This is a genomic window from Alteromonas mediterranea DE (assembly GCF_000020585.3).
In the GTDB taxonomy this organism is placed as follows: domain Bacteria; phylum Pseudomonadota; class Gammaproteobacteria; order Enterobacterales; family Alteromonadaceae; genus Alteromonas; species Alteromonas mediterranea.
This window is the reverse complement of record NC_011138.3, coordinates 1705346-1728259: the sequence shown is the minus strand read 5'-3', so window position 1 is coordinate 1728259 and position 22914 is coordinate 1705346. Positions and strand designations below refer to the sequence as shown.

Annotated in this window: 21 protein-coding genes; 11 read left to right on the top strand and 10 right to left on the bottom strand. The window is 45.5% G+C overall.

From position 1 onward, the window contains the following. Positions 1-7: 7 nt before the first annotated feature. The 4 genes from MADE_RS07800 to MADE_RS07785 form a co-directional block, all read right to left on the bottom strand. Positions 8-2011 carry a hybrid sensor histidine kinase/response regulator gene (locus MADE_RS07800; RefSeq protein ID WP_012518071.1) on the bottom strand — a complete coding sequence of 668 codons (2004 nt, stop codon included), beginning with the start codon at positions 2009-2011 and terminating at the stop codon, positions 8-10. Positions 2012-2172: 161 nt separating this feature from the next. Next, a complete protein-coding gene (locus MADE_RS07795; RefSeq protein ID WP_232362922.1) occupies positions 2173-3084 on the bottom strand; it encodes a diguanylate cyclase in 912 nt (303 codons plus the stop codon). A gap of 207 nt (positions 3085-3291) precedes the next feature. Continuing rightward, entirely contained in the window at positions 3292-3510 is a 219-nt protein-coding gene (locus MADE_RS07790) for an EAL domain-containing protein (RefSeq protein ID WP_012518069.1), read from the bottom strand. A gap of 50 nt (positions 3511-3560) precedes the next feature. After that, entirely contained in the window at positions 3561-3857 is a 297-nt protein-coding gene (locus MADE_RS07785; RefSeq protein ID WP_012518068.1) for a response regulator, read from the bottom strand. A 188-nt stretch (positions 3858-4045) separates the two neighbouring features. On the opposite strand from MADE_RS07785, the gene MADE_RS07780 reads away from it, so the two are divergent. Then, a complete protein-coding gene (locus MADE_RS07780; RefSeq protein ID WP_012518067.1) occupies positions 4046-4408 on the top strand; it encodes an Hpt domain-containing protein in 363 nt (120 codons plus the stop codon). 119 nt (positions 4409-4527) lie between these two features. Here the strand turns inward: MADE_RS07780 and MADE_RS07775 are convergent, their stop codons facing one another. Then, the gene (locus tag MADE_RS07775) at positions 4528-5538 is read right to left on the bottom strand and encodes an adenosine deaminase (protein WP_012518066.1); all 1011 of its coding nucleotides are present in this window, start codon (positions 5536-5538) and stop codon (positions 4528-4530) included. A 320-nt stretch (positions 5539-5858) separates the two neighbouring features. Between MADE_RS07775 and MADE_RS07770 the strand changes: the two genes are divergently transcribed. After that, positions 5859-7190: an NCS2 family permease gene (locus MADE_RS07770; protein ID WP_012518065.1), complete on the top strand. Its 1332-nt coding sequence runs from the start codon at positions 5859-5861 to the stop codon at positions 7188-7190. A gap of 136 nt (positions 7191-7326) precedes the next feature. Here MADE_RS07770 and MADE_RS07765 read toward each other — a convergent pair whose 3' ends face one another. The 3 genes from MADE_RS07765 to MADE_RS07755 all read right to left on the bottom strand — a co-directional run bounded on the left by MADE_RS07765 (position 7327) and on the right by MADE_RS07755 (position 9247). After that, entirely contained in the window at positions 7327-7584 is a 258-nt protein-coding gene (locus MADE_RS07765; RefSeq protein WP_012518064.1) for an outer membrane protein assembly factor BamE, read from the bottom strand. A gap of 105 nt (positions 7585-7689) precedes the next feature. Next, the gene (gene puuE / locus MADE_RS07760; protein ID WP_023559620.1) at positions 7690-8601 is read right to left on the bottom strand and encodes an allantoinase PuuE; all 912 of its coding nucleotides are present in this window, start codon (positions 8599-8601) and stop codon (positions 7690-7692) included. Between the two features lies 1 nt (position 8602). Then, complete coding sequence (locus MADE_RS07755; protein WP_012518062.1) at positions 8603-9247, bottom strand: TetR/AcrR family transcriptional regulator; 645 nt, start codon at positions 9245-9247, stop codon at positions 8603-8605. A gap of 380 nt (positions 9248-9627) precedes the next feature. On the opposite strand from MADE_RS07755, the gene xdhA reads away from it, so the two are divergent. From xdhA to MADE_RS07715, 7 genes are read left to right on the top strand one after another with little or no spacing between them, the layout of a single operon-like run. Next, entirely contained in the window at positions 9628-11070 is a 1443-nt protein-coding gene (xdhA, locus tag MADE_RS07745; RefSeq protein ID WP_012518061.1) for a xanthine dehydrogenase small subunit, read from the top strand. Next, a complete protein-coding gene (gene xdhB / locus MADE_RS07740) occupies positions 11063-13429 on the top strand; it encodes a xanthine dehydrogenase molybdopterin binding subunit (RefSeq protein WP_012518060.1) in 2367 nt (788 codons plus the stop codon). Before xdhA ends, xdhB begins: the two co-directional genes overlap by 8 nt. After that, positions 13426-14367 carry a xanthine dehydrogenase accessory protein XdhC gene (xdhC, locus tag MADE_RS07735; protein ID WP_012518059.1) on the top strand — a complete coding sequence of 314 codons (942 nt, stop codon included), beginning with the start codon at positions 13426-13428 and terminating at the stop codon, positions 14365-14367. The genes xdhB and xdhC overlap by 4 nt, the downstream gene beginning before the upstream one ends. Beyond that, positions 14354-14857, top strand: coding sequence for a 2-oxo-4-hydroxy-4-carboxy-5-ureidoimidazoline decarboxylase (gene uraD / locus MADE_RS07730; RefSeq protein ID WP_012518058.1), 504 nt, complete (start codon positions 14354-14356; stop codon positions 14855-14857). The genes xdhC and uraD overlap by 14 nt, the downstream gene beginning before the upstream one ends. Positions 14858-14903: 46 nt before the next feature. Continuing rightward, on the top strand, positions 14904-15236 hold the full coding sequence (uraH, locus tag MADE_RS07725) for a hydroxyisourate hydrolase (protein ID WP_012518057.1): 333 nt from the start codon (positions 14904-14906) through the stop codon (positions 15234-15236). Between the two features lie 5 nt (positions 15237-15241). Further along, complete coding sequence (gene guaD / locus MADE_RS07720) at positions 15242-16549, top strand: guanine deaminase (RefSeq protein WP_012518056.1); 1308 nt, start codon at positions 15242-15244, stop codon at positions 16547-16549. Between the two features lie 31 nt (positions 16550-16580). Continuing rightward, complete coding sequence (locus MADE_RS07715) at positions 16581-17861, top strand: urate hydroxylase PuuD (RefSeq protein ID WP_012518055.1); 1281 nt, start codon at positions 16581-16583, stop codon at positions 17859-17861. Between the two features lie 20 nt (positions 17862-17881). On the opposite strand, the gene MADE_RS07710 is transcribed toward MADE_RS07715, so the two are convergent. Beyond that, positions 17882-19165 carry a diguanylate cyclase gene (locus MADE_RS07710; protein WP_012518054.1) on the bottom strand — a complete coding sequence of 428 codons (1284 nt, stop codon included), beginning with the start codon at positions 19163-19165 and terminating at the stop codon, positions 17882-17884. Between the two features lie 230 nt (positions 19166-19395). Further along, complete coding sequence (locus MADE_RS07705; protein ID WP_012518053.1) at positions 19396-19755, bottom strand: winged helix-turn-helix transcriptional regulator; 360 nt, start codon at positions 19753-19755, stop codon at positions 19396-19398. A gap of 200 nt (positions 19756-19955) precedes the next feature. On the opposite strand from MADE_RS07705, the gene MADE_RS07700 reads away from it, so the two are divergent. Next, positions 19956-20447, top strand: coding sequence for a (2Fe-2S)-binding protein (locus tag MADE_RS07700; protein ID WP_012518052.1), 492 nt, complete (start codon positions 19956-19958; stop codon positions 20445-20447). Then, entirely contained in the window at positions 20444-22741 is a 2298-nt protein-coding gene (locus tag MADE_RS07695; protein ID WP_012518051.1) for a xanthine dehydrogenase family protein molybdopterin-binding subunit, read from the top strand. The genes MADE_RS07700 and MADE_RS07695 overlap by 4 nt, the downstream gene beginning before the upstream one ends. Positions 22742-22914 lie beyond the last annotated feature (173 nt).

The window sequence follows — 22914 nt, the reverse complement described above, 5'->3', positions numbered from 1 at the left end:
TTTTGCATTAAGCGGTGATAGACTTTGCGTTCAATGCAGTTCTAACCTGCGCGGTCACGTCGTTCTGGACCACGGGTTTTGACAGAAAATCAGCCATTCCTGCTTCGCTACAGCTAATTTTATCTTCGGCTGTGGTGTTAGCGGTTACCGCGACAACTCTTCCGTATTTTGATAGCAGCCCTTCTTGCATAATGATTTTCGTTGCGCTCATCCCATCAAGCACTGGCATCGCACAGTCCATAAAAATAAGGTCATATCTTTTCGCCCGGGCCATTTCGACAGCAACTTCGCCATTGTCTGCCTCATCGGGCACGTAGTTAAATCTTTCAAGCATGGAGGCCAGCACAAGGCGGTTTATGTCGTTGTCATCAACGACCAATATATTTATCGGCACAGTCAAAAGCTCAGAAGATATCTCGACATCCTCGTTCGCTGTTTCTTCCAATGTTGCCATTTCAATAGGGATGGCTACATCGAAACATGTTCCCTTCCCCACGTTCGAGCGAACTTCTAACTCGCCGCCCATTTTTCCTACCAGTTGGTTGACGATAGACAGGCCTAAACCATTACCGTTTAATTCTTCTGATGCACTGTCGGTATCGTTTTGGAAGGGTCTGAATATACGCGACAATATGTCATCGCTCATGCCCACACCTGTGTCTTCGACAGAGGCGAGCAAGATAGGTATATCTCCCTGCTGCTTTAGGGTGACCTGAATAGAAATGTAGCCTTTTGCCGTAAATTTGACGGCATTTGACAGCAAGTTGGTAATAACTTGACTGATTCTTGCGGCATCACCATTAACATAGGTGTTATCGTCAAAAGACAATACGGCATAAAGCCTGACGCCTTTGTCTGAACATTTATTTTTAAACTCATCAACGATATCTTCGGCTAGTGAGCGTACACAAAAATCGCTGTAATTGAGGGAAAATTCTCCATTGATGATTGACGTATAGTCAAGCACATCGTTGATTAACGATAAAAGCCGGTCGGCGCTGTGCAATGCAATATCTGCTTTTCTTATGCGAACATTGTCTTTATTTTCAAACTTGATGGCCTGAAGCATTCCCGTAATACCATTTAGCGGGGTTTTTAACTCGTGACTAATTCGCGAAAGCAACATGCCACGCTCTTTAGACGCCGCTTCCGCTTCTTTACGACGGGCGTCGAGCTCAAGCCTAAGCTGAACCGACTTATTCACATTTTGACAAGTGCCGAACAACCGAACGCATTTACCCTGCTTCATTTCTGCCATACCATGGGTTTCGATCCACACCGAGTTACCCTTTGCAGAAACTAGTTCGAGGGTTGCACTCCATGGTTCACCCGTTTCGACGGTATGAGAAACAATGCGGCTAATCTCACCTCGGTCAAATCCCTCTTTGTAAAAACCCACTGCGGTTTCTAGTGAAGGAATAAAATCGTCATCCACTTCATGTATGCGACGAGTTTGTGATGACCAAGTTAGAACGTTTGTTGTGAAATCTACTTCCCACGTGCCAATATTTGCTACGCTTTGTAGCTTATCGTACAGGGTATTCTGGTTAGTTTCCGCTTTTTCAACGTGAAACTTCTCAATCATCACATTTAACCAGTCATCGAGTAACGCCACTTTTTCAAGGTTTATCGACTGTGCCGGACAGGCATTAATGAAAACCAGACAAACGCGATTTCCGTCGAGATTGTGAATACGCCCGCGAATGTACTTTTCGCCATTAAAGTATGCAGCAAACCATTGCTTAAAGGCTGACGACGCTTTTGCGCTGTTAGCAGGAAAACAGTTATCTACAGAAACACATGAAGAAAAAGAGGGAATCGACTTAAAGCTTGGGGGATAAGCAGAGGAGGCTTTTACAAGAACGTTGACTGTTTCATCATCAATTTGCAGTAGCATAGCTTGGAAGATACCAAGCGAATCACAGCCGCGCTGAACTAACCCCGTTAGCGAGGTTTTTAGCTGTGCTTCCAACTTAATATTTAAACTCGACTGCTCGTCAAAATAAACCATGGCTCGCTACCTAAGCTCAACACCGATGAAACACTGCAGCGCACAAAGCACTGCGACATTAGACTTCTTCTATAATGCCAAATAGTAGCGTTTATATTTTGTTTACGACATTAAACAATAGGATAGATTGTAGGGCGATAAGGGCACAATTTTTATACACGTTAGCCTTTCGCTTGATTTCGCCCTCGCTCTTTGGCCTCAAAAAGGGAAATATCTGCGTCTTCGATAAGTGAAGCTGAATCTTCGTCTACAACGTCTGCTGCCTTCCATACGGCATATCCAGCGCTAATTGATACATAGCCGCTAATCCCTTTTTCGTGCACAATACCTGCTTGTCTCACCGCTTTCACGAGTTGGTTGGCAACGAGCTTTATTCCCTGATAATCGATGTAGGGAAGAATTACCAAGAATTCTTCACCGCCAAAACGGATCACTGCATCTTTGGGCCGTTTAACGGTGTCTGCAATAATCTGCGCAACCTTCTTAAGGCAATTATCGCCTTCTAAATGCCCGTAATGGTCGTTAAAAAGCTTGAAATAGTCGATATCAATCATTATCGCGCCAACCATTCCTTTATCTCGCGCTACTTGTTTTATTAGCAGAGGGATTTCTTTGGTCAGATACATGCGGTTGTACAGGCCCGTTAACTGATCATGAAATGTCATCATTTCTAAAAACTCAGTACGAAGCTTATTTTGGAGGTGGGTTTTGACTCGGTGCGTTAAAGTAGAGGCGTTTACTGGCTTCATAACGAAGTCAGACGCTCCAACCTCCCAGCATGCATTTTCACTTTCAATGTCCATCGTTGAGGTAACGAATATTACCGGTATTTGGCTTGTCGTCGGGGATGCTTTGAGCGTTGCACATACTTCGAGCCCATTTATGTCTGGCATATTCATGTCGAGTAACACTAAGTCAGGCAAACACTCCTCGCAGTTAGATATAGCGTCTTTACCGGATTCCACTACAGTGCAATGAAAAACGCTTTCTAGTATTGACTCCAACAACAACCGACTCATCGGTTCATCGTCAACAATTAGTACCCGGCACGCTGAGTAGGGTTTTATTTCCATTCCATTCATTAATTTTTTAATATATTACCGCGAAGGGATAAGGCATAGCCTTTGTTACCTAGGACTTTTTTGAAACCACATAAATTAAAGCTAGTCTAGCATCTTATAGAGAGATGTGTATTGAAAACACTATATTTTTGGAATTAATCGGTATTAAAAATGGCACATAAATTTACCTATTAGGGCTTACTCCTATAGAATGCTTTTTCACGCCACATCAATATCATCAATGAACTTTGTAAAGAAATTGTTCATTGGCATAGGGCGACACATAAAATACCCCTGCCCTAGGTGACACCCCAGAGCTTTTAAACCATTAAAGTGGGATTGCGTCTCTATACCTTCAGCCACAATCTTTAATTCGAGGCTTAACGCTAAGTGCACGATTGCAGTAACAATATCGTGCGCCTGTTGCTCTGTATCCATATCTATTATAAAGGAACGATCTATTTTTAATACGTTAAGTGGAAACTGCCTTAGGACAGTGCAATGCGCTCATTTTCTATATCACTGTGGGATGTAACGAAGATAATAGGAATTGAAGCCGTATCAGGACACACCTTTATTTGCTTGCACACTTCAAAACCTGACATTTCAGGCATGCTTATATCCAGCACAACTAAGTCTGGGCGATGTAATTTAACACTATCAAACGCTTGTACGCTTTGAGAGACTGTAACGACTTTTGCTAGAGATTCTACTGCACTTTCTAATAACAAGAGTGTTGTAGGCTCATCGTCTATGATGACTACTTTCTGTGTCTCACTTCCCATGAGAATTACCAAACTTTGGAACAATTAACCGAGTTCAGTATCGCTTGAGATACTCAAAAAAACATTAACCTTTAGTATATATTAGCCATGCATTATGTAAAAATATTAGTCAAAGCAATTGACTAATGTTTTTTTAAAGCACAACAATTACTATAAAGTGGTACGAAACAATTGATTGGGTGATAGTCATGGATACGTTAAACGCACAACACGCACTCTCTACAGAGAAGTTATGGAATAAAGAGGCAGCAATAAGCAGGCTCGGGGGAAACGAGGGTCTACTCAATCGCATTGTTGAAATGTTTTTGGCACAAATCGAACAAAAGCAAAATGCGCTTCAAGTATCCGCAGAAGCGGAAGACGCAGAAGGCGTGCGCTTTAATAGCCATGCAATGAAAGGCGTGTCTGGCGATGTGGGCGCTGACGCCATTCGAGAAAAAGCAGCGGAAATTGAAGTTAAAGCAAAGCAAGGCGACCTTAGCAACGTAGTAAGCGACATGGCCGCGCTTGACGAATTAATTAAAAAAACCGTTGATGTAATGCGGGCGTAGTATGATGCCCCTTGTCATTTAACGTTAAAGTTTTTTTCTCACGTTAAAGACTTACTCTAACGTTAACGGTTTTTTCTCACGTTAAAGGTTTTCTCTATCGTTAAAGGTTTCCCCTCACGTTAAAAGTTTTCTCTATCGTTAAAGACTTTCTCAACAAAAGAGCGCTTAACATCTTCAGGTAAAAAGCTGGATTTAAAGCTGTTTGCCGCCAACGTTCTAATTGTATCTTCGTCGATATCTAAAGACTCTTGTAAAGCAACAAAGTTGTCGTTTAAGAAACCGCCGAAGTATGTGGGGTCGTCTGAATTAACGGTAACCAATAGCCCTTCGTTCAATAGTTCAACGATATTGTGCTGCTTCATATCGTCTATTACACACAGTTTAAGGTTGCTTAGCGGGCATACAGTCAGTGGAATTTGCCTTTCTCTTAAAAGTGCCATAAGCGCTTTATCTTCTTGGCACCTTACCCCGTGGTCAATGCGGTCAACATCAAGAAGCTCAATGGCTTCCCAAATGTAAGAAGCGGGGCCTTCTTCTCCAGCATGGGCGACTATTTTAAAGCCCAGTGATTTCGCTTTCTTAAATACCCGTTCAAATTTTGACGGCGGATGCCCTAGCTCTGAGCTATCTAACCCCACAGCGGTTATGTGCTTGTAATACGGTTCTGCTTCGCTGAGTGTTTCAAAAGCTGCGCTTTCAGGAAGGTGTCGCAAGAAAGACATGATGAGATAACTACTAATGCCGTACTCTTGTTTTGCTTTATCCATGGCCCGTAGAAAGCCTGGCATAAAAACGTCAAAGCCAATATCACGCTCGGTGTGTGTTTGTGGGTCGAACATGATTTCCGTATGAACGATGTTTTCCTTATGGCATCGGCTTAGGTATTCCCACATGAGTGTGAAAAAGTCCTCTTCGTCCCTAAGCACGCCAGCACCAGCGTAATATAAATCGAGAAAGCTTTGCAGGTCTTCAAAGTTATATGCAGCTTCTATCTCTTTCACGCTGGCATAAGGAAGTGTTACACTGTGCTTCTTAGCTAGGCGCCACATGAGTTCAGGCGTTAAGCTACCTTCGATATGCAGATGCAGTTCGGCCTTTGGAATGTTGTTAATTATGGATGACAGCGACATGGCCCCTCACTTATTGCACCATCACAATGCGAATGCATTTATTTGGTGCGTTATAGTTAATCTTTAATGCTATCTGTAAACGAGTTCTATTGCTCATTTAGGTTTTGTTTGCGTTTTTTTAACATCAACTATGGTGTTTACTAACCGTTTGGCTGGCTTTATGTCGCCTGGCTAGTGACGTTAAGTCATACAATGAATTTTGTTTTTTCATTGTACTAAAATTTTAAGTTAGCACAAAACACACCAACAAGTTGACTAATTGGTCAGTTTATTGCTTTAACGCACAAAACTATAAATGAAACACACACAGAGAACTCTTGATGTCCAATAACGTAATTGAACGGCTATTTAAGCTGCAGGAACACGGAACAACAGTAAGAACAGAGATCATCGCGGGGCTAACTACGTTTGCCGCTATGTCTTACATTCTTGTGGTCAATCCAGGTATCTTGGGGTTAAGCGGTATGCCCGTAGAGGGCTTAATTACAGTGACAGCGATTGCAGCGTGTATCGGCACGCTCATGATGGCACTGATGACAAATTACCCTATCGCGTTAGCACCAGGCATGGGTTTAAATGCTTTTTTTGCGTTTACCATTTGCCTTGGTCGAGAGATCCCATGGGAAGCAGCATTAGGTATCGTTTTTTGGAATGGTATTCTTTTTCTTATACTGTCACTGACAGGGGTGCGAACAAAAATAGCCGAATCTATTCCGCCGTCGCTTAAAATTGGCGTGCAGTGCGGCATCGGTTTGTTCATTGCTTTTATTGGCCTTAAAAACGCAGGGCTTATTGTTGATAACCCAGCCACATTTGTGCAGCTAGGCGACCTTTCAGAACCCGCTGTTATGCTCGCCCTTGCGGGTATCATTTTTACTATTGTACTTATGGTAAAGCGCGTAACAGGTGCCATTTTAATATCTATCGTAACGCTTACACTTATCGGCGCATTCGTTCCTACTGAGAATGGCACACTTACAGCCACGCCATCTGCCGTTGTAGGCATGCCAGAGTCGATATCAAACACCTTTATGGCAATGGACTTTTGGTATCCTATCGACCACCTTGCTGAGACATGGGACCTTATTTTTGCGCTTATGTTTGTCAACATGTTCGATACCATCGGCACACTCATTGGCGTTTCGCGAAAAGCAAACCTGCTCACACCTGAGGGTAAACTCCCTAAAATTGGCGCGGCGATGACTGCTGATGCGTCAGCGAGTATTGCCGGCGCAATGGTCGGCACATCGCCAGTAACAAGCTATGTAGAGTCTGCCACCGGCGTTTCTTCAGGTGGCCGAACAGGCCTTACCGCGGTCGTAGTGTCAGTGTGCTTCTTATTATCACTGTTTTTGACGCCGCTGATGAAAGTGATCCCTCTCATGGCCACCACACCTGCACTTCTCATGGTGGGTATTTTAATGATGGAATCGATTCGTCAAGTTGACTTCGATGATCTAGGCGCACTGGCAACGGCCTCTGTAGCACTTATTGCAATGCCTCTCACCTTTAGTATCAGCGAAGGTATCGCGCTTGGTTTTATTACCTATGTGGGCATTAAGGTGGGTACAGGAAAGTTCAAAGACGTAACCCCACTTACCTACGCACTTGCGGTTGTATTCTTACTGCGATACTTGCTGGACCTAAAATAACTGCTAAGCGCGCTTATAATGCGATAGAAATCACGCTATAGCAATAAATACAAAAAAGGTGGCTAATTTAAATTAGCCACCTTTTTTTAGATAAATAATGTAGACTTTTTTGACCTAACTTTAGCTAAGCGCCGTTTTACTTAAGGCCGTCATAAGTAAAGGTAACCGCCTTATCGCCCATGAACACAATTTTTACGTGTTTTTCATCTTCACTACCCCACGTACACGCCGTGGTTCCCATGGTTTTACCGCAATTGTCAGCAGAGCCTAATATCGACTCTACTTCATCCTGAGTCATCCCCATTTCTAGCTTGTCATAGTTTTCTTTGGTCAGCTTAGAGCATCCGGTAAGCGCGAGTGCGCCAAGTGCAATTAGTGCTAATTTTACTTTCATCGTTAATGTCCTTTGGCTAAAAGCGAACGGAAAACGCTTTTTCATCGTTCGCTTTACGAAATGTATATCTTCTTGGTGCACTGTAAACGCTAATGGTGCAATTTGTCACTCGTCTTTAGGATGAGTATCAAGCCAATGGCGGGCAATTTGCTCTCTTGTAGCCAGCCATACCTTATCGTGTGACTTTACGTACTCAATAAAGCGCTGTAGCGCCGCCATACGAGCAGGCCGCCCAATAATGCGATTGTGAAGGCCAATAGAAAGCATTTTAGGCGCTTCTTCACCTTCTTCGTACAATACATCAAATGCATCTTTTAAATAGGTAAAGAACTGCTCACCGCTGTTAAACCCCTGCGGCGTGGCAAAACGCATGTCGTTAGTATCTAGCGTATAGGGCACCATGAGTAGAGGCTTACTGTAGTGACAATCGTAATAGGGCAAATCGTCGGCGTAGGAATCAGCGCAATATAATATATCGTCTCGCTCGGCAATCAGTTTTAAGGTGTTTGGGCTCGTTCTTCCCGTATACCACCCTACAGGTTTAGCCCCGGTTAGCTGCTCGTGAAGAATAATCGCTTCATCAATTTGCTTGCGCTCTTGCTCTTCATCCATATCTTGGTAATGCACCCATCGCATAGCATGGCTGGCAATTTCCCAACCAGAATCAATCATTGCTTTTACCGCCTCAGGGTGCCTTTGCATGGCCATTGTAACGCCAAATACGGTAACGGGGATTTCGTGCTTATTCAGTAAGCGGTGTAAACGCCAGAACCCTGCTCGACTGCCATATTCGTAGATTGACTCCATGCTAAGATGGCGGTCTTTATAGGCTTGTGCACCTATAATTTCAGATAGAAAGATTTCGGACGCTTCGTCACCGTGAAGAACACAATTCTCACCACCCTCTTCGTAATTCAATACAAACTGTATGGCAATTTTGGCATTGTTTGGCCATTTGGCATGGGGTACGTGCTGACCGTAACCCACTAAATCTCTAGGATATACAGCGTCTGTCACGTTACACCTCAAAGCTTTCAGGTACCGACAAACCACATCCGCCTAATACAAGCTTAACCACTTGCTTTGTCGCGTTCTCGAAGTCTATCTTTGTCATTTTCTTTCCGCGAAGCCGCGTGATTTGCGTAGAGAAATCGGCATAATGCTGGGTACTGGCCCAAATAGTGTAAAGCAAATACTCGCCTTCAACAGGGGGAAGCTTACCTGCCTCTACCCACGCATCGATAACTGCTAAACGCCCCTTCATCCACAGCGCGTGCTCTTCATCAAAGTAGCCGCTTAAATTCTGTGCACCGTTGATAATTTCCATAGCAAAGATCTTAGACGCCTGGGGGTTGGTTCGCGATACTTCCATTTTCTCAGCGATATAGTTAGCCAACACTTCTGCGGGGTCATCCTCCACCGTTGCTCTATCGAAGCGAGAATTCCACAGTGAAAGGGTTTCTTCTAGCACCGCCACGTAAAGCTCTTGCTTGGTTTTGAAATAGTACAGTACGTTAGTTTTCGGGAGCCCGGCTTCGTCAGCAATTTTTTGTACCGCTGTTCCTTTAAAACCAAACTGAGCGAAGCACTTTTCAGCAGCTTGGAGTATCTTTCTTCTGTTCATAGCGCCAACACCAGCGTCGGCACTTTTTACCTTCATCATTATTATTTAAATTCCTTTGCAATCTACTTTGCAAGCGCACGGGCAGAATAATGCTGCATGCCTTATTGTTAGGTTAGCATTTATTGCCGATGAGTTGCTATAAAGTATACATGCCCCAACTGTGGGGTGTTAACCATACTAAAGCACGAAATTTGCGTGTTACTTCAAACCTTGCACGAATCTTGCCTTATTCAATACATGCGACGCAGAAATTGGGAAAGCTTTTCGCTCAAAACCCCAAAATATTGGCGCGAAATAATGGCCTTTTTATAACCTGGCCTTTTTTTATAAGCAATAAATTGACCATTTGGTCTACTTTTCTTAAAAAAATACAGCTATATTAATGGATACAAGAATGAATATTACGAGAAGGTGTGAGTATGATTCGCTTTCTAATAAATAACGATATCGTAGAATTAAACGAAGCGCGAGCCGACCTCACCCTTCTACAATTTATACGCGAACACAGAAAAAAGACAGGGACAAAGGAAGGATGTGCGGCAGGCGACTGTGGTGCATGTACCGTGGTACTTGTTGAACCCGCAGCGTCAAACAAAGAGACATTACATTACCGAACGGTAAATAGCTGCATTACACTTATGAGTGCGGTTCACGGTAAACAACTTTTATTTGTAGAGCATTTAAGCGATGGTAAACACTTACACCCTGTTCAACAGGCGTTAGTAGACCATCACGGCACTCAATGTGGCTTTTGCACTCCCGGCTTTATCATGTCAATGTTTGCGCTTTACCACAGTAACGCGAAGCCAAATAGAGATGAAGTCCTACAGGCCTTATCGGGCAACCTCTGTCGCTGTACGGGCTACCGCCCCATCATAGATGCAACACTAGCGGTATGTGAGCAAACGCCAAACGACCAATTCTCTGCTAAACAAAGCAAGACACTGGCTACTTTGTTGTCACTGACTAATACGCCTCCCACGGGTACAGGCAAGGTTTATACGCCAACTACCCGTGAAGAACTAAAGGCCCTAATTAGCGAGTTCCCCACTGCCCAGCTTGTTGCAGGCAGTACGGACTTGAGTTTACAGTTCACGCAGCAGCTTAAGAATATCGACACCCTTATTAGTGTTACTCACATCGACGCACTAAAACAGTGCACCAATACAGGACATTCACTTATTATTGGTGCAGCCGTTGCGTTAAATGATGCAGCACCTTTTTTATTAACTGTATTTCCACAAGTGGCTGAACTCGTCACGCGATTTGCCTCTTTGCCCATTCGAAATCAAGCTACAATGGGCGGCAATGTGGCTAACGCTTCGCCGATAGGAGATATGCCTCCCCTACTGCTAGCCCTAAACGCTACCTTGCATTTAGATAACGGTGATAAAGTGCGCACCTTACCAATTAGCAGATTTTTCACTGGCTATCGTGAAACTCAGCTAGAACGTGGTGAATGGATCAGTGCCATAGAAATACCGCTTAAACAGCCTGCCCAAGTGTTGGCTGCGTATAAAATTTCCAAGCGCTTTGAAGATGATATTTCAGCGGTCTGTGCCGTATTCAATCTTACTCTTGATAATGGCAACGTAGCCGCTATTACCACAGGTTTTGGTGGTGTTGCAGCTATACCTTCTACCTGTCAAGCCCTTGAAAACGCGCTTAAAGGTAAGCAATTCTCAAGTAGTGAATGCCTAAACCTAGGCAAACAAATTTTATTTGATGCATTCACGCCCATAGACGATGTACGGGCTACTGCCGAATACCGCAAAACCGTGCTAGCAAACTTGTGGCACCGCTTCTGGCTAGAAAACCAGTCGACGAATAACATTGAAACACGGGTGGTGCAACATGCGTAAGTTAATTGATACCCCTACCCCAACAGGTGAACGTGAAAAGCAAGGTGTGGTTCACGTATCTAAAAAACATGAAAGCGCTGAGCGTCAAGTCCAGGGCACTGCCAACTATGTAGATGATGTGATTGAGCCTCAAGGTACGCTTTACGCGGCTGTAGGGCTAAGCAAGTGTGCTAAGGGCACTATCGCCCATGTTGACTTAAGTGCCGTGCGCGCCAGTGAAGGTGTGGTTGATGTTGTAACCATAGACGATGTGCCCGGCCATAAAGACATAGGCCCGGTATTTGAAGGCGACCCCCTACTTGCCAATGGCGAGGTGAAGTTCTTTGGCCAACCGGTTTTTGCTGTGCTTGCTACCTCGGTAACGTTGGCGCGCCAAGCGGCGCTTAAGGGCCACATTGAGGTTGTTGAAGCCCCCCCTGTTCTATATGCAGATGAAGCACACGCACAACAAACATTTGTGCGCCCATTGCACCGATTTGGCCAACAATCTACACGCGTTGATGACACCTTCGACAACGCGCAACATAAAGCGTCAGGTACGCTGAGCATAGGTGGCCAAGAGCATATGTACCTAGAGGGGCAAGTTAGCCTCGCGATCCCCGATGAAGAAGATCGCATGAAGATTTACACCTCTAGCCAACATCCAAGCGAAGTACAAAAACTTGTGGCTGAAGTCTTAGATATCAAACTGCATCGCGTTATGGTAGATATGCGTCGTATGGGCGGTGGCTTTGGTGGGAAAGAAACCCAAGCGGCGCAGTGGGCTTGTATCGCTGCTCTACTTGCCTCACGCAATAGGTGCGCGGTTAAGCTGCGTTTACCTCGCTTTACTGATATACACGTAACCGGCAAACGTCACCCCTTCGACAATGCTTTTGACGTCGCATTTGACAGCACAGGAAAGATTGAAGCCACCCGCATGATCATTAACGGTATTTGCGGGCATTCTCCGGATCTCTCTGATGCTATTGTCGATAGAGCCATGTTTCATGCAGATAATGGCTATTTTCTTGGCGACAGCGATATCGTTGGTCACAGACTACAAACCAACATGGTGTCGCACACGGCTTACCGAGGCTTTGGTGGCCCGCAAGGCATGATTATGGCGGAAGCCCTGATAGATAAGATTGCGCGCACTATAGGCAGCGACCCGCTATCAGTTAGAAAACGCAATTTATACGGGCCAACGACGGGAACCACCACGCCTTATGGCATGGAGGTCGAACACAACCTGCTGCCGGAAATGATAAACGAACTCGAACAAAGCGCTCAGTACTGGCAGCGCAGAGAAGCCGTTTCTGCTTTCAACCGTGAAAGCCCGGTTATAAAGAAAGGCCTTGCGCTTACACCGGTCAAATTCGGTATTTCCTTTACAGCGAAACACCTCAATCAAGCAGGCGCGCTGGTTCATATTTATACCGACGGTAGTATTCAGGTGAACCATGGCGGTACAGAAATGGGTCAGGGTTTACACACGAAGATTGGGCAAATTGCGGCGAACGAATTCGGCCTCGACCTGGACATGATAGAAGTGACTGCTACGCGCACTGATAAGGTACCAAATACGTCGCCAACTGCAGCGTCTAGCGGCACAGACATTAACGGTAAAGCAGTACAAAATGCGTGTATTACACTTAAAACTCGTTTAGCAAAACGCTATGCCGAAAGCCTAGGGTTAGGCGAACGTGTTGATGAAGTCGTATTTACTGATCAGCATGTAGTGCTAGGTAAGCACAGCATTACTTTTCCTGAACTAGTACAGCAAGCCTACTTTGCTCGCGTATCGCTATCTTCGACGGGCTTCTATAAAACACCTAAGCTGCAATACAACCGCGATACCGGTGAAGGTAGACCCTTTTTCTACTTCGCCTACGGTGTGTCGATGAGCGAAGTTTCTATCGATACCCTAACTGGCGAATATACCGTTGACGAAGTGAACGTTATTCACGATGTGGGCAGTAGCCTTAACCCTGCCATTGATATTGGTCAGATTGAGGGCGCATTTATCCAAGGCATGGGCTGGTTAACTACAGAAGATTTAAAGTGGAACGAGAACGGTAAACTCATCAGCGAAAATATGGCCACCTATAAAATTCCGGCCATCGGTGATACACCGAAAGTATTCAACGTGAAATTATTTGGCAGAAAAAATGCTGAAGATAGCATTTATCATTCAAAAGCAGTGGGCGAACCGCCGTTCATGTTAGCCATTTCGGTGTGGTGTGCTATTAAAGACGCCATTTCAAGCCTGTCTGGTTATACCCTTGACCCGCAGCTAGATACCCCGGCTACGCCAGAGCGGGTACTGAACGCCATTGCTGCAATACAAAACTGTGCAAGCGAAGGGTCGTCAATATGACTGCGTCTTTTCGTGCCAAGCGCTGGTACGAGGGCATAGCCGAGTGCCAGCAACAAAACGAAGGCTATGTACTGGTTACCGTGGTGGGAACAGCGGGCTCTACCCCTCGAGAGTCAGGTAGCAAGATGGTAGTTACAGCATCGCATACCATAGATACCATAGGCGGTGGACATCTTGAATTTGATGCGATAAGTCGTGCACGTGCCTACCTCGCTAAGGGCGAAACGCGTACTGAGCTACATAGCTACCCGCTAAGCAGTGCTTTAGGGCAATGCTGCGGAGGTGCCGTAAAAGTGCTGTTTGATGTATGTAACCTACATCAGCAGCAGGTTGCTATTTTTGGTGCAGGCCATGTAGCTAAGGCCCTTGTGCCTATTTTGGCCCAACTTCCCGTACGCATTGCATGGATAGACAGCCGAGAAGACTTGTTTCCCGACGCGTTACCTGCCAACGTACAAAAAATTGTGGAAGACGCGCCGGAAAGTGAAGTAAGGCATTTAGATGAAAACAGCTGGCTCATTATACTTACTCACGATCATCAACTTGACTATCGCATCACCGAGCAGGCGTTGAAGCACCCTTCCCTGCCTTTTGTGGGTTTAATTGGGTCTGATACAAAAGCCAAACGATTTAAAACGAAGCTTACGCATCGCGGTTTTGATGAACATGCATTAGCACGCTTAGTGACGCCAATCGGTAATCGCGATATTCCAGGTAAGCAGCCAATTGAAGTCGCTGTTTCGATTTCGGCGCAAATTATCGCTCGGCTTCACCACGACAACCGCAGCGCGACGCCTTCTGCGGTAAGTGACGTTAGCGTGAGTCACATGCAGACGAGTAAATTAAATAAGACTGGGTGCGAGCAGCTCATTGCCACCACGCTAGGTGACAGTGAAAGCTCGAGCAGCAAAAAGGATACTACCCGTGACATTAAATGACTTGAATACCCTCGCTTCGGATGAGGCTTCAGCCTGGTTTGAGCAATGCTGCGCATCAAAAACTTGGATTTATATGATGGTTAATGCCCGCCCCTACAGCGATACCAACGCCTTAACAGAACAGGCAAAAAACGCATGGGCGCAATGCAGTAACAGCGATTATTTAGAGGCCTTTACCGCCCATCCTATGATTGGAGATGTAGACTCGCTTCGCAAAAAGTTTGCAAATACCAAGGCCATTGCGGCGGGAGAGCAGTCAGGCACGGCCAGTGCGCCTGAGGCGGTGCTTCAACAACTAAAAGAGGCAAATCAGGCGTATTTAGATAAACACGGCTTTATTTTTATTATTTGCGCCACAGGGCTTTCTGCTCAAACCATGCTAGAAGCACTGCAGGCAAGGTTGCCTAATTCAACGCAACAAGAAATAGTAAACGCCGCAGCTGAGCAAATAAAAATTACGTTGCTGCGTATTAATAAAAGCCTGTCTTAACAGCGCACTGACGTATTACAAGTAACGAATTTAATAGGAATACAGTATGAATACGCTTTCAAGCCACGTACTTGACACCACTTTGGGTAAGCCAGCTCACGGTATCGCGCTTACCCTAACCCTACCCGACGGTAATACGCTGTCGGGTAAAACAGATAGCGACGGCCGCTTTAACAACTGGGCTCTAGAGAGCGACAATGGCTTTCCAGCAGGTGTTTACACGCTGCGTTTTCACTGCAAGCCTTACTTAGTTAAGGCTCACGGCAGCAGTTTCTACCCACACATTGATATTACCTTTGAACTAGAAGAAAACGGTGGGCACTATCACGTACCGCTACTAATTTCTCCGTTCGGTTTCAGCAGCTACAGGGGCAGCTAATAAACATGCAGCTTTTTCGTGCAAGCATTGCGCACTTTCCTAAACAAACCACACAATTTACTGACGACATTGCCATTTTCAAAGACGGTGGTTTGTTGATTGATAAAAAAGAAATAAAAGATATCGGCGATTTCGATACCATTGCAGCGCGCTATCCTGCGGCCAGCGTTACCGACTTGACGGGTAAGTGGATACTGCCAGGTTTAATTGACAGCCATTTGCACTACCCGCAGACACAAAGCATTGCGCACTACGGCGAACAGCTTCTTACTTGGCTTGAAAACTACACCTTCCCGGCTGAAATGCAGTTTGCAGATAGCGAACATGCCAACACCATAGCAAAAGTGTTTTTAAATCAGCTCTTGAAAAACGGCACCACCACCGGTTTTGTGTTTACCACTGTGCACAAAAGCAGTTGCCAAGCCCTGTTTAATGCCGCAAGCGATATCGACATGGCTATTGTCGCAGGCAAAGTGTGCATGGATAGAAACTGCCCAAGCCAGCTTACTGACTGTACTGAGAGTGCGCAGGCCGACAGTGCCAGCTTAATTGAAACTTGGCATAACAAGGGGAGAAATCGTTACGCGTTAACCCCTCGCTTCGCGCCAACAAGCACAGAAGCCCAACTTGCGGCATTAGGTGAATTGGCGCAGCAGTACAGTGATGTTTTCATACAAACTCACTTATCTGAGAACCTAGATGAAATTGCCTGGGTGAAAAGTCTATTCCCGCAGGCTGATGGCTATTTAGATGTTTATGATAAATATAATCTCGTGCGTGAGCGCGCCGTTTTTGGCCATGGTATCCATTTAACGCCTGATGAATGGGGTCGGTTAGGAGAAAGTGGTGCAACCGTGGCCTTTTGCCCTACGTCAAACCTGTTTTTAGGAAGCGGTCTTTTTGATATGACCGCTGCCCGTGCCAATAAGGTTCATGTGGCCATGGCTACCGACGTGGGTGCAGGTACCACCTTTAACATGTTTAAGACCTATGGCGATGCCTACAAGGTGAGTCAACTGAGAAACGACCCATTAAGCCCACTTGAAGGCTTTTACCTTATGACACAAGGGGCGGCCATCGCCCATGGCCTTGATGAGGAAATCGGTAATTTAAACCCAGGGACTATCGCAGACTTTATTGTGGTAGAGCCCAGATTCGATGAACTGACAAGTTTAAGAATTCAACAAGACGCCGATTTCGATGATGTATTTTTTGCCTTAAGTATTTTAGGCGATGATCGCGCAATTGCGCAAACTTGGATCAGTGGTAACTGTTGCTATGAAAAAAGCAGCGGTAATAACGAGCTACAGTAGGGTCTGCTGACCCTTAATAAGGAGAATAATAATGCCGTGGCTAGATTGGCTAAGTCTATTTGTACGTTGGTTTCACGTAATAGCTGGCGTTGCTTGGATTGGTGCCTCATTTTATTTTATCTGGTTAGATAATAATTTGCGCACGCCCCCAAAATGGAAGCAAGATAAGGGAATTAAAGGTGATTTGTGGGCCATTCATGGCGGCGGCTTTTATGAGGTGGCCAAGTATGCTTATGGGCCAGAAAAAATGCCAGAAACCCTGCACTGGTTTAAGTGGGAAGCTTATACAACCTGGTTATCAGGTTTTGCCCTTCTTATCATTGTATATTACTTTGGCGCCAGCGCTTATCTTATCGACCCGTCGGTAAATGCTATAACGCCAACCTTGGCAATCTCTTTAGGTTTGGGGTTAATTTTTGGCGGCCTAGCATTGTATGAACTGGCCTGTAGAAGCCCACTTGCCAAGTACCCGTTGGTGTTTGGTATTTGCCTTGTTGCCTTAATATGCGCCGTGAGTTACCTCTCTACCCAATGGTTCAGCGGCCGAGGGGCTTACATTCATGTGGGTGCGCTTATCGGCACTATTATGGCTGGAAACGTATTTTTTAATATCATGCCTAACCAACGCAAAATGGTGGCGGCAGTGGCTGATAAACAAAATATTGACCCGAGTTGGGGCGCTGGTGCCAAACTTCGCTCGCTGCACAACAACTATTTCACCCTGCCCTTGTTGTTTATTATGATTTCAAATCATTACCCCATGACCTATCAGCACCCGCAAAACTACTTGGTACTTATTGCTATCATGGTGGTTGCGGCATGGATAAGACACTTCTTTAACCTTCGCCATGTGGGTACTACGAAACCGAGCATTTTGGTTTCTGGCGCCATAGCCATGATGGCGATTGCATTATGGGTGTCGTGGCCGCAAACATCGTCGGCGCTTGTTCCTGTTCATACAGAGGTAGCTGTGCCTTCAAGTAAGACTACTCAAGTAGCGAATAAAACCGATGATGCTACCTCTATTGGTGAGAACAGTGCGGCGCAAGTGAGTACTAGTGTGACTAATGAACGTGTAGCAAACTTGATAGCCACACATTGCGTGAGCTGTCACTCACGCACACCTACCGACGATATTTTCAAGGTAGCACCGTTAGGCGTAGTGCTAGACTCTTGGCAAGATATTGAACGGTTTGCCCCTCAAGTGGTTCGTAGAACGACAGTAACTAAAGACATGCCGTTTTTAAACAAAACGAACATGACTGAAGAAGAGCGTCAAGAAATAGCCCAGTGGTTCGCGCAAAGACAATAAAACAGTGAAAGCGATGTAGGCTATACCTTCATCGCTTTATCAATCACTACTTGCCCTTGCAGGTTGTGCTTTTTTTCGTACATAACCTCATCAGCCTTATCCAGCCACTCTTCAACCGTTGAAGTTTCAGCACTCCATGTTACCCACCCAACGCTAAAGGTAATCGGCACTACCGATGTATTATTCACGTTAAGCGTAAAGTCATGCTGAGCAATACGCTCGAAAAAGATTTCCGTTTCTTTATCATCGGTCCCATAAAGCAGAATAACAAACTCATCACCGCCAATTCGGCCAAATCGATCGCTATCCCTCAACAAGACTTTCATTTGCTGAGAAAATTCTACCAACGCGTTATCACCGACTTTATGCCCATATTTATCGTTGATTTCTTTAAACTTATTAAGATCAACATAAACGAGGGTAGACGCTTTTTGCCCTCGCTCCATGCGCGCTATTTCATCGCTCAATTGACTCAATATTTCTCTTCTATTAGCAAGGCCTGTGAGGGAGTCCGTTTGGGATAAGTACTCTAACTTGGTAACTGCGCTCATTAGGGCCTGCTGCTGATTCTTTTCTCGTGTTATATCGTCGGCGGTGCCTAAGATGAGTGTTTGTGTTTCTCGGTCGTCGAAGATGAGGTTTCCGCGGTCGTGAAGATACTTCACCGCTCCTTTTGAATCGTAAATGCGATATTGAATATCCCAATTTTCAAGGGGGCGACGACTGAAGACTTTGGCAACTCTAGCTCTATCATCTTCGTGAACATGATCAAGAAAGCTCATTGGGTTACAGTAAAGTTCGTATTCACTTCGCCCGAAAATGTTTGCATAGCCATCGTTCGCGTATTTGAGTTTAGAGAAATCCGGCGTTGCTACCCAGATAAACGTTCTTTCTGAGAAAGCACTTACAATTTTGCTAAACAAGGCATCAACTTGGAAAAGCTCAGATTGAATACGCTTTTTTTCATCAATATCTTCAACAACCGATATAAAATAGTCAGGGTTGTTACTATCGTCCCGCACAAGAGAAACGGTAAGTTTCGCCCATACCCTCTTGCCATCACGCCTGATATAGCGTTTTTCGATTGAGTAGTTATCGATTTGCCCTTTAAGCAAGCGCTCTAATTGATCGAGGTCTTCATCAAGGTGGTCCGGCGCGGTAAGATCCTGAAAGGTAAGCTTGGTAAGTTCCTGATCTGAATAATCCAAAAAGTCACACAACTTTTGGTTTACGCGAATGAAAGTCCCGTCTATGCCGACATGAGCTAGCCCAACCGCACAATAGTGAAAAGTTTTCTCAAACATAGGGCATTGCCCCGCTAATTAAATGCATTCCATCGCCTCAAAATTAATGCCTAACCATCTGGGTCAAATGACCCTTAACGAAACTTATACTTTAGTATAAAAAGTATAGTTCAGTTTTTTTCTTTCGCTTCGCAAATCGCCTAAGCCAAAGGATTAGATAGCGCATTTTTTTGATGAGGCGGAAACTAAGGCTTATCCCTGCCCTTTTTGAGTGCACTTATTTTACGCACTTAGTCGTTTGAATGGCTTTCTGACCATACTCTAAGCTGTTCAAGAATATCTAACGCAGAGCGCCCGAAATCGGTTAAGCTGTAAGCCACGGCAATGGGACGAGAATCGATCACATTGCGTATCACCATCCCATTGTTTTCTAGCTCTTTAAGACGCTGGTCAACCATTTTACGGCTTGCGCCACCTAGCATTCGGCACAGATCGTTAAAGCGAACGGGCTCATCATTTAAATGATAAATAATAGACCCTGTCCACTTACCACCGATTAAGCGCATTCCCCGCTCAATCGCACATGGCTCAGTGCACGTATTTAAAACGGTTTTCTTACCCTTAGCATCTGTTTTTATTTGAGTTTTCATTGATATCCTTTAAAAAAGCACCCTAGTTACTAAAAGTAAACTGATTGCTTAGTTGAACAAGGTAACTAAACTATACCACATGATACGTGCTAGCCCACAGTGGCGCATCTTTTATCAATTAGTCTACTTTATATAAAAGGTTCACCGCCTTATAAGGCAGTAAGAGCAAATTAAACTATAACTTCACGGTGATGAAAACCATGATTGAATTTACGTTAAATGGAAAAAAAGTGCAGACGGATGCTGCCTCAGATACGCCACTCGTTTGGGTTATTCGAGATGAGTTTGGGCTAAAAGGCACCAAGTTTGGCTGCGGCGTGGCTATGTGTGGTGTATGTACTGTGCACATAGACGGCAATGCCATTCGCTCGTGCTCTTACCCCGTTTCGCTTGCTAAGGGGAAAGACGTAAACACCATAGAAAGTCTAAACAATGAACATCCGCTGCAATCAGCATGGGTAGAAGAGCAAGTACCCCAGTGCGGCTACTGTCAGTCTGGGCAAATTATGCAAGCCGCAACGTTGCTTGATAAAAACCCCAACCCCTCTGATGAAGACATCGTCAACCACATGAACGGAAACTATTGCCGCTGTATGGCCTATACCAGAATAAAAAAAGCCATAAAACGGGCCGCAACCTCTTCTGTCCAGTATTTTGACCCCAACGCGACATCAGAAGGTGAAAACGCATGAGCATAAAAGATATTTCTAGAGAAAAGAAAGACACGGTAAATCTGTCGCGCCGTTCATTTATGGTGGGTTCGGTTAAATCATCTTTGCTTATGGCGTTTGGCGCATCGCTAATACCCTCAGTGTTATCGGCTAAAGAAGCATTAGAAACCAAAACGTTTTCACCAAACGTCTGGTTTGAAATGGATACCGACGGAAAAGTAACAGTGAACATTGCCAGAGCGGAAATGGGTCAGCACGTCGGCACCGCCATTGCCCGCATTCTGGCCGATGAGCTTGAATGCGATTGGAACAAAGTGTCTATCGTTCATGTCGACACCGACCCGAAATGGGGCTATATGGTAACAGGTGGTTCATGGTCTATTTTTCAATCCTACAAACCTATGTCGCAAGCGGGCGCCGCAGGCCGTCAGACACTCATTAATGCCGGAGCCGAACTTTTAGGCGTACCGCCATCAGCATGTGAGGCTAACGCGGGATTTGTTGTATCGGGAAGTAAAAAAGTCAGCTATGGCGATATTGTCGCTAATGGCAACATCGACAAAACCTACACGGCTGACGAGCTTGGTGCCATGCCTATAAAGCCTGGTAATAAACGTCATTTAATAGGCTTGGGCAACGAATATAAAGCATTAGATATTCCTCCAAAGACCAATGGTACCGCTGTCTACGGTATCGACGTTGAAGTAGACAACATGCTGTACGCCCGCCCTATTCTTCCGCCAACCCGCTACGGCAGTAAAGTTACCGGTGTTGATGATAGCGAAGCCAAGGGTTTATCTGGCTACAAGGGGTATAAAGTACTAACCGACCCGACGGGCACAATTGAAGGCTGGGTGGCGGTGCTTGCTACCGATTATCCTACCGCAATCAAAGCGGTAGATAAGGTGAAAGTGAGTTATAACACCGGCAAAAATGCTAATGTCAGCGAAGCAGACATCCAGCGAGAGGGAGAGCGTATTTGCCGAGACCGCGATGAAGGCACGCTTTTTGTTGACGAAGGCGACATTCGTGATGCGCAACAACAGGCAGCAAACTCCATTGAGTCTCTGTATACCACGGCTACTGCAAGCCACTTCCAGCTTGAGCCGCTTAATGCTATTGCAGAATTCAAAGACGGTAAATGGCATATCCACACAGGTAACCAATGGCAAAGCCTAACGTTGCCTGCAGCCGCTAAAGCAGCCGAAGTACCAGACTCTGATGTTGTCATTCACCAATACTATCTAGGTGGCGGATTTGGTCGCCGTCTTTTTGGTGATTGGGTTATTCCCACGATCCTTACCGCAAAAGCGGTTGGTCAACCGGTTAAAATGCTATTTATGCGTCCAGACGATACGATGTTTGACCAACCTCGCTCAGCGTCAACATCGTTATTTAATGCGTATTTTGACGGGGCTGGAAAGTTTATGGGCATGGAGCATGCGCTAGCAGCAGGCTGGCCTACGCTCGCTATGGCACCAGGCTTTATGCCTGACGGCGTTGATGGTAAAGGTAAAGTCGATCCGTTTTCTGCTTCTGGTTCTGACCACTGGTATACCATGGAGCATCACAGAGCACGGGTTATTAATAACAAAGTGGCCCAAGATACCTTTACCCCAGGGTGGCTGCGCTCGGTCGGCCAAGGTTGGATAGTATGGGGGCTTGAAAGCTTTATTGACGAAATTGCGCACAAGACCAAGCAAAACCCTGTGGACTTCAGACTTGCCATGCTAGATGGTAAAGGTAAGCAAGCAGGAAAAGCCCCTGAAAGCGTGGGCGGCGCTAAGCGATTAGCGAATACCCTCGAAATACTTAAAAAGAAAACCGCGAATGTAAGCTTAGGTGAGAATGAAGGTATTGGCTATAGCGTGACGGCAGGCCAAGAGCGCACCATGCCTGCATGGCTGGCAACCGCAGCGCATGTTCACGTAGACAAAAATACTGGCAAAATTACCCTTAAGAAGCTTTGGGTAGTGGCCGATGCGGGCATAATCATCCACCCCGACGGTGCTATGGCGCAAATGGAAGGCGCTTTACTTTGGGGTACCAGCTTGGCGTTGTTTGAACACAACGAAATAAAAGACGGTTACGTCGCAAAGAAAAACCTTACCACTTACCAGCCGCTTCGCATGGCCGATGTGCCGGATATGGACATAGAATTCATTGAAAGTGATGAATTTCCAGTTGGCCTAGGTGAACCTGGTGTCATAGGCGTGGCGCCAGCAGTAGGTAACGCCGTTTATCAAGCCGTTGGGGTACGCATGCGACACCTTCCAATGCTTGCAAACGATGTTAAGAAAGCATTGACCGCCTAAAGCGCCAGCCATGTAAACGCGCTTTTGGCGAGTGCCATGAGTAACCATCCCGCCTATGAAGCGGGATGGTTACTATCGTTTTGCCGTGTGGCTTGTGATTGCAAAGCTCGCTAACTGGTTGAGAAGCGCTACCTAAGTTGCAAAACATCGCCGCGAGAAATGACACGCCACGG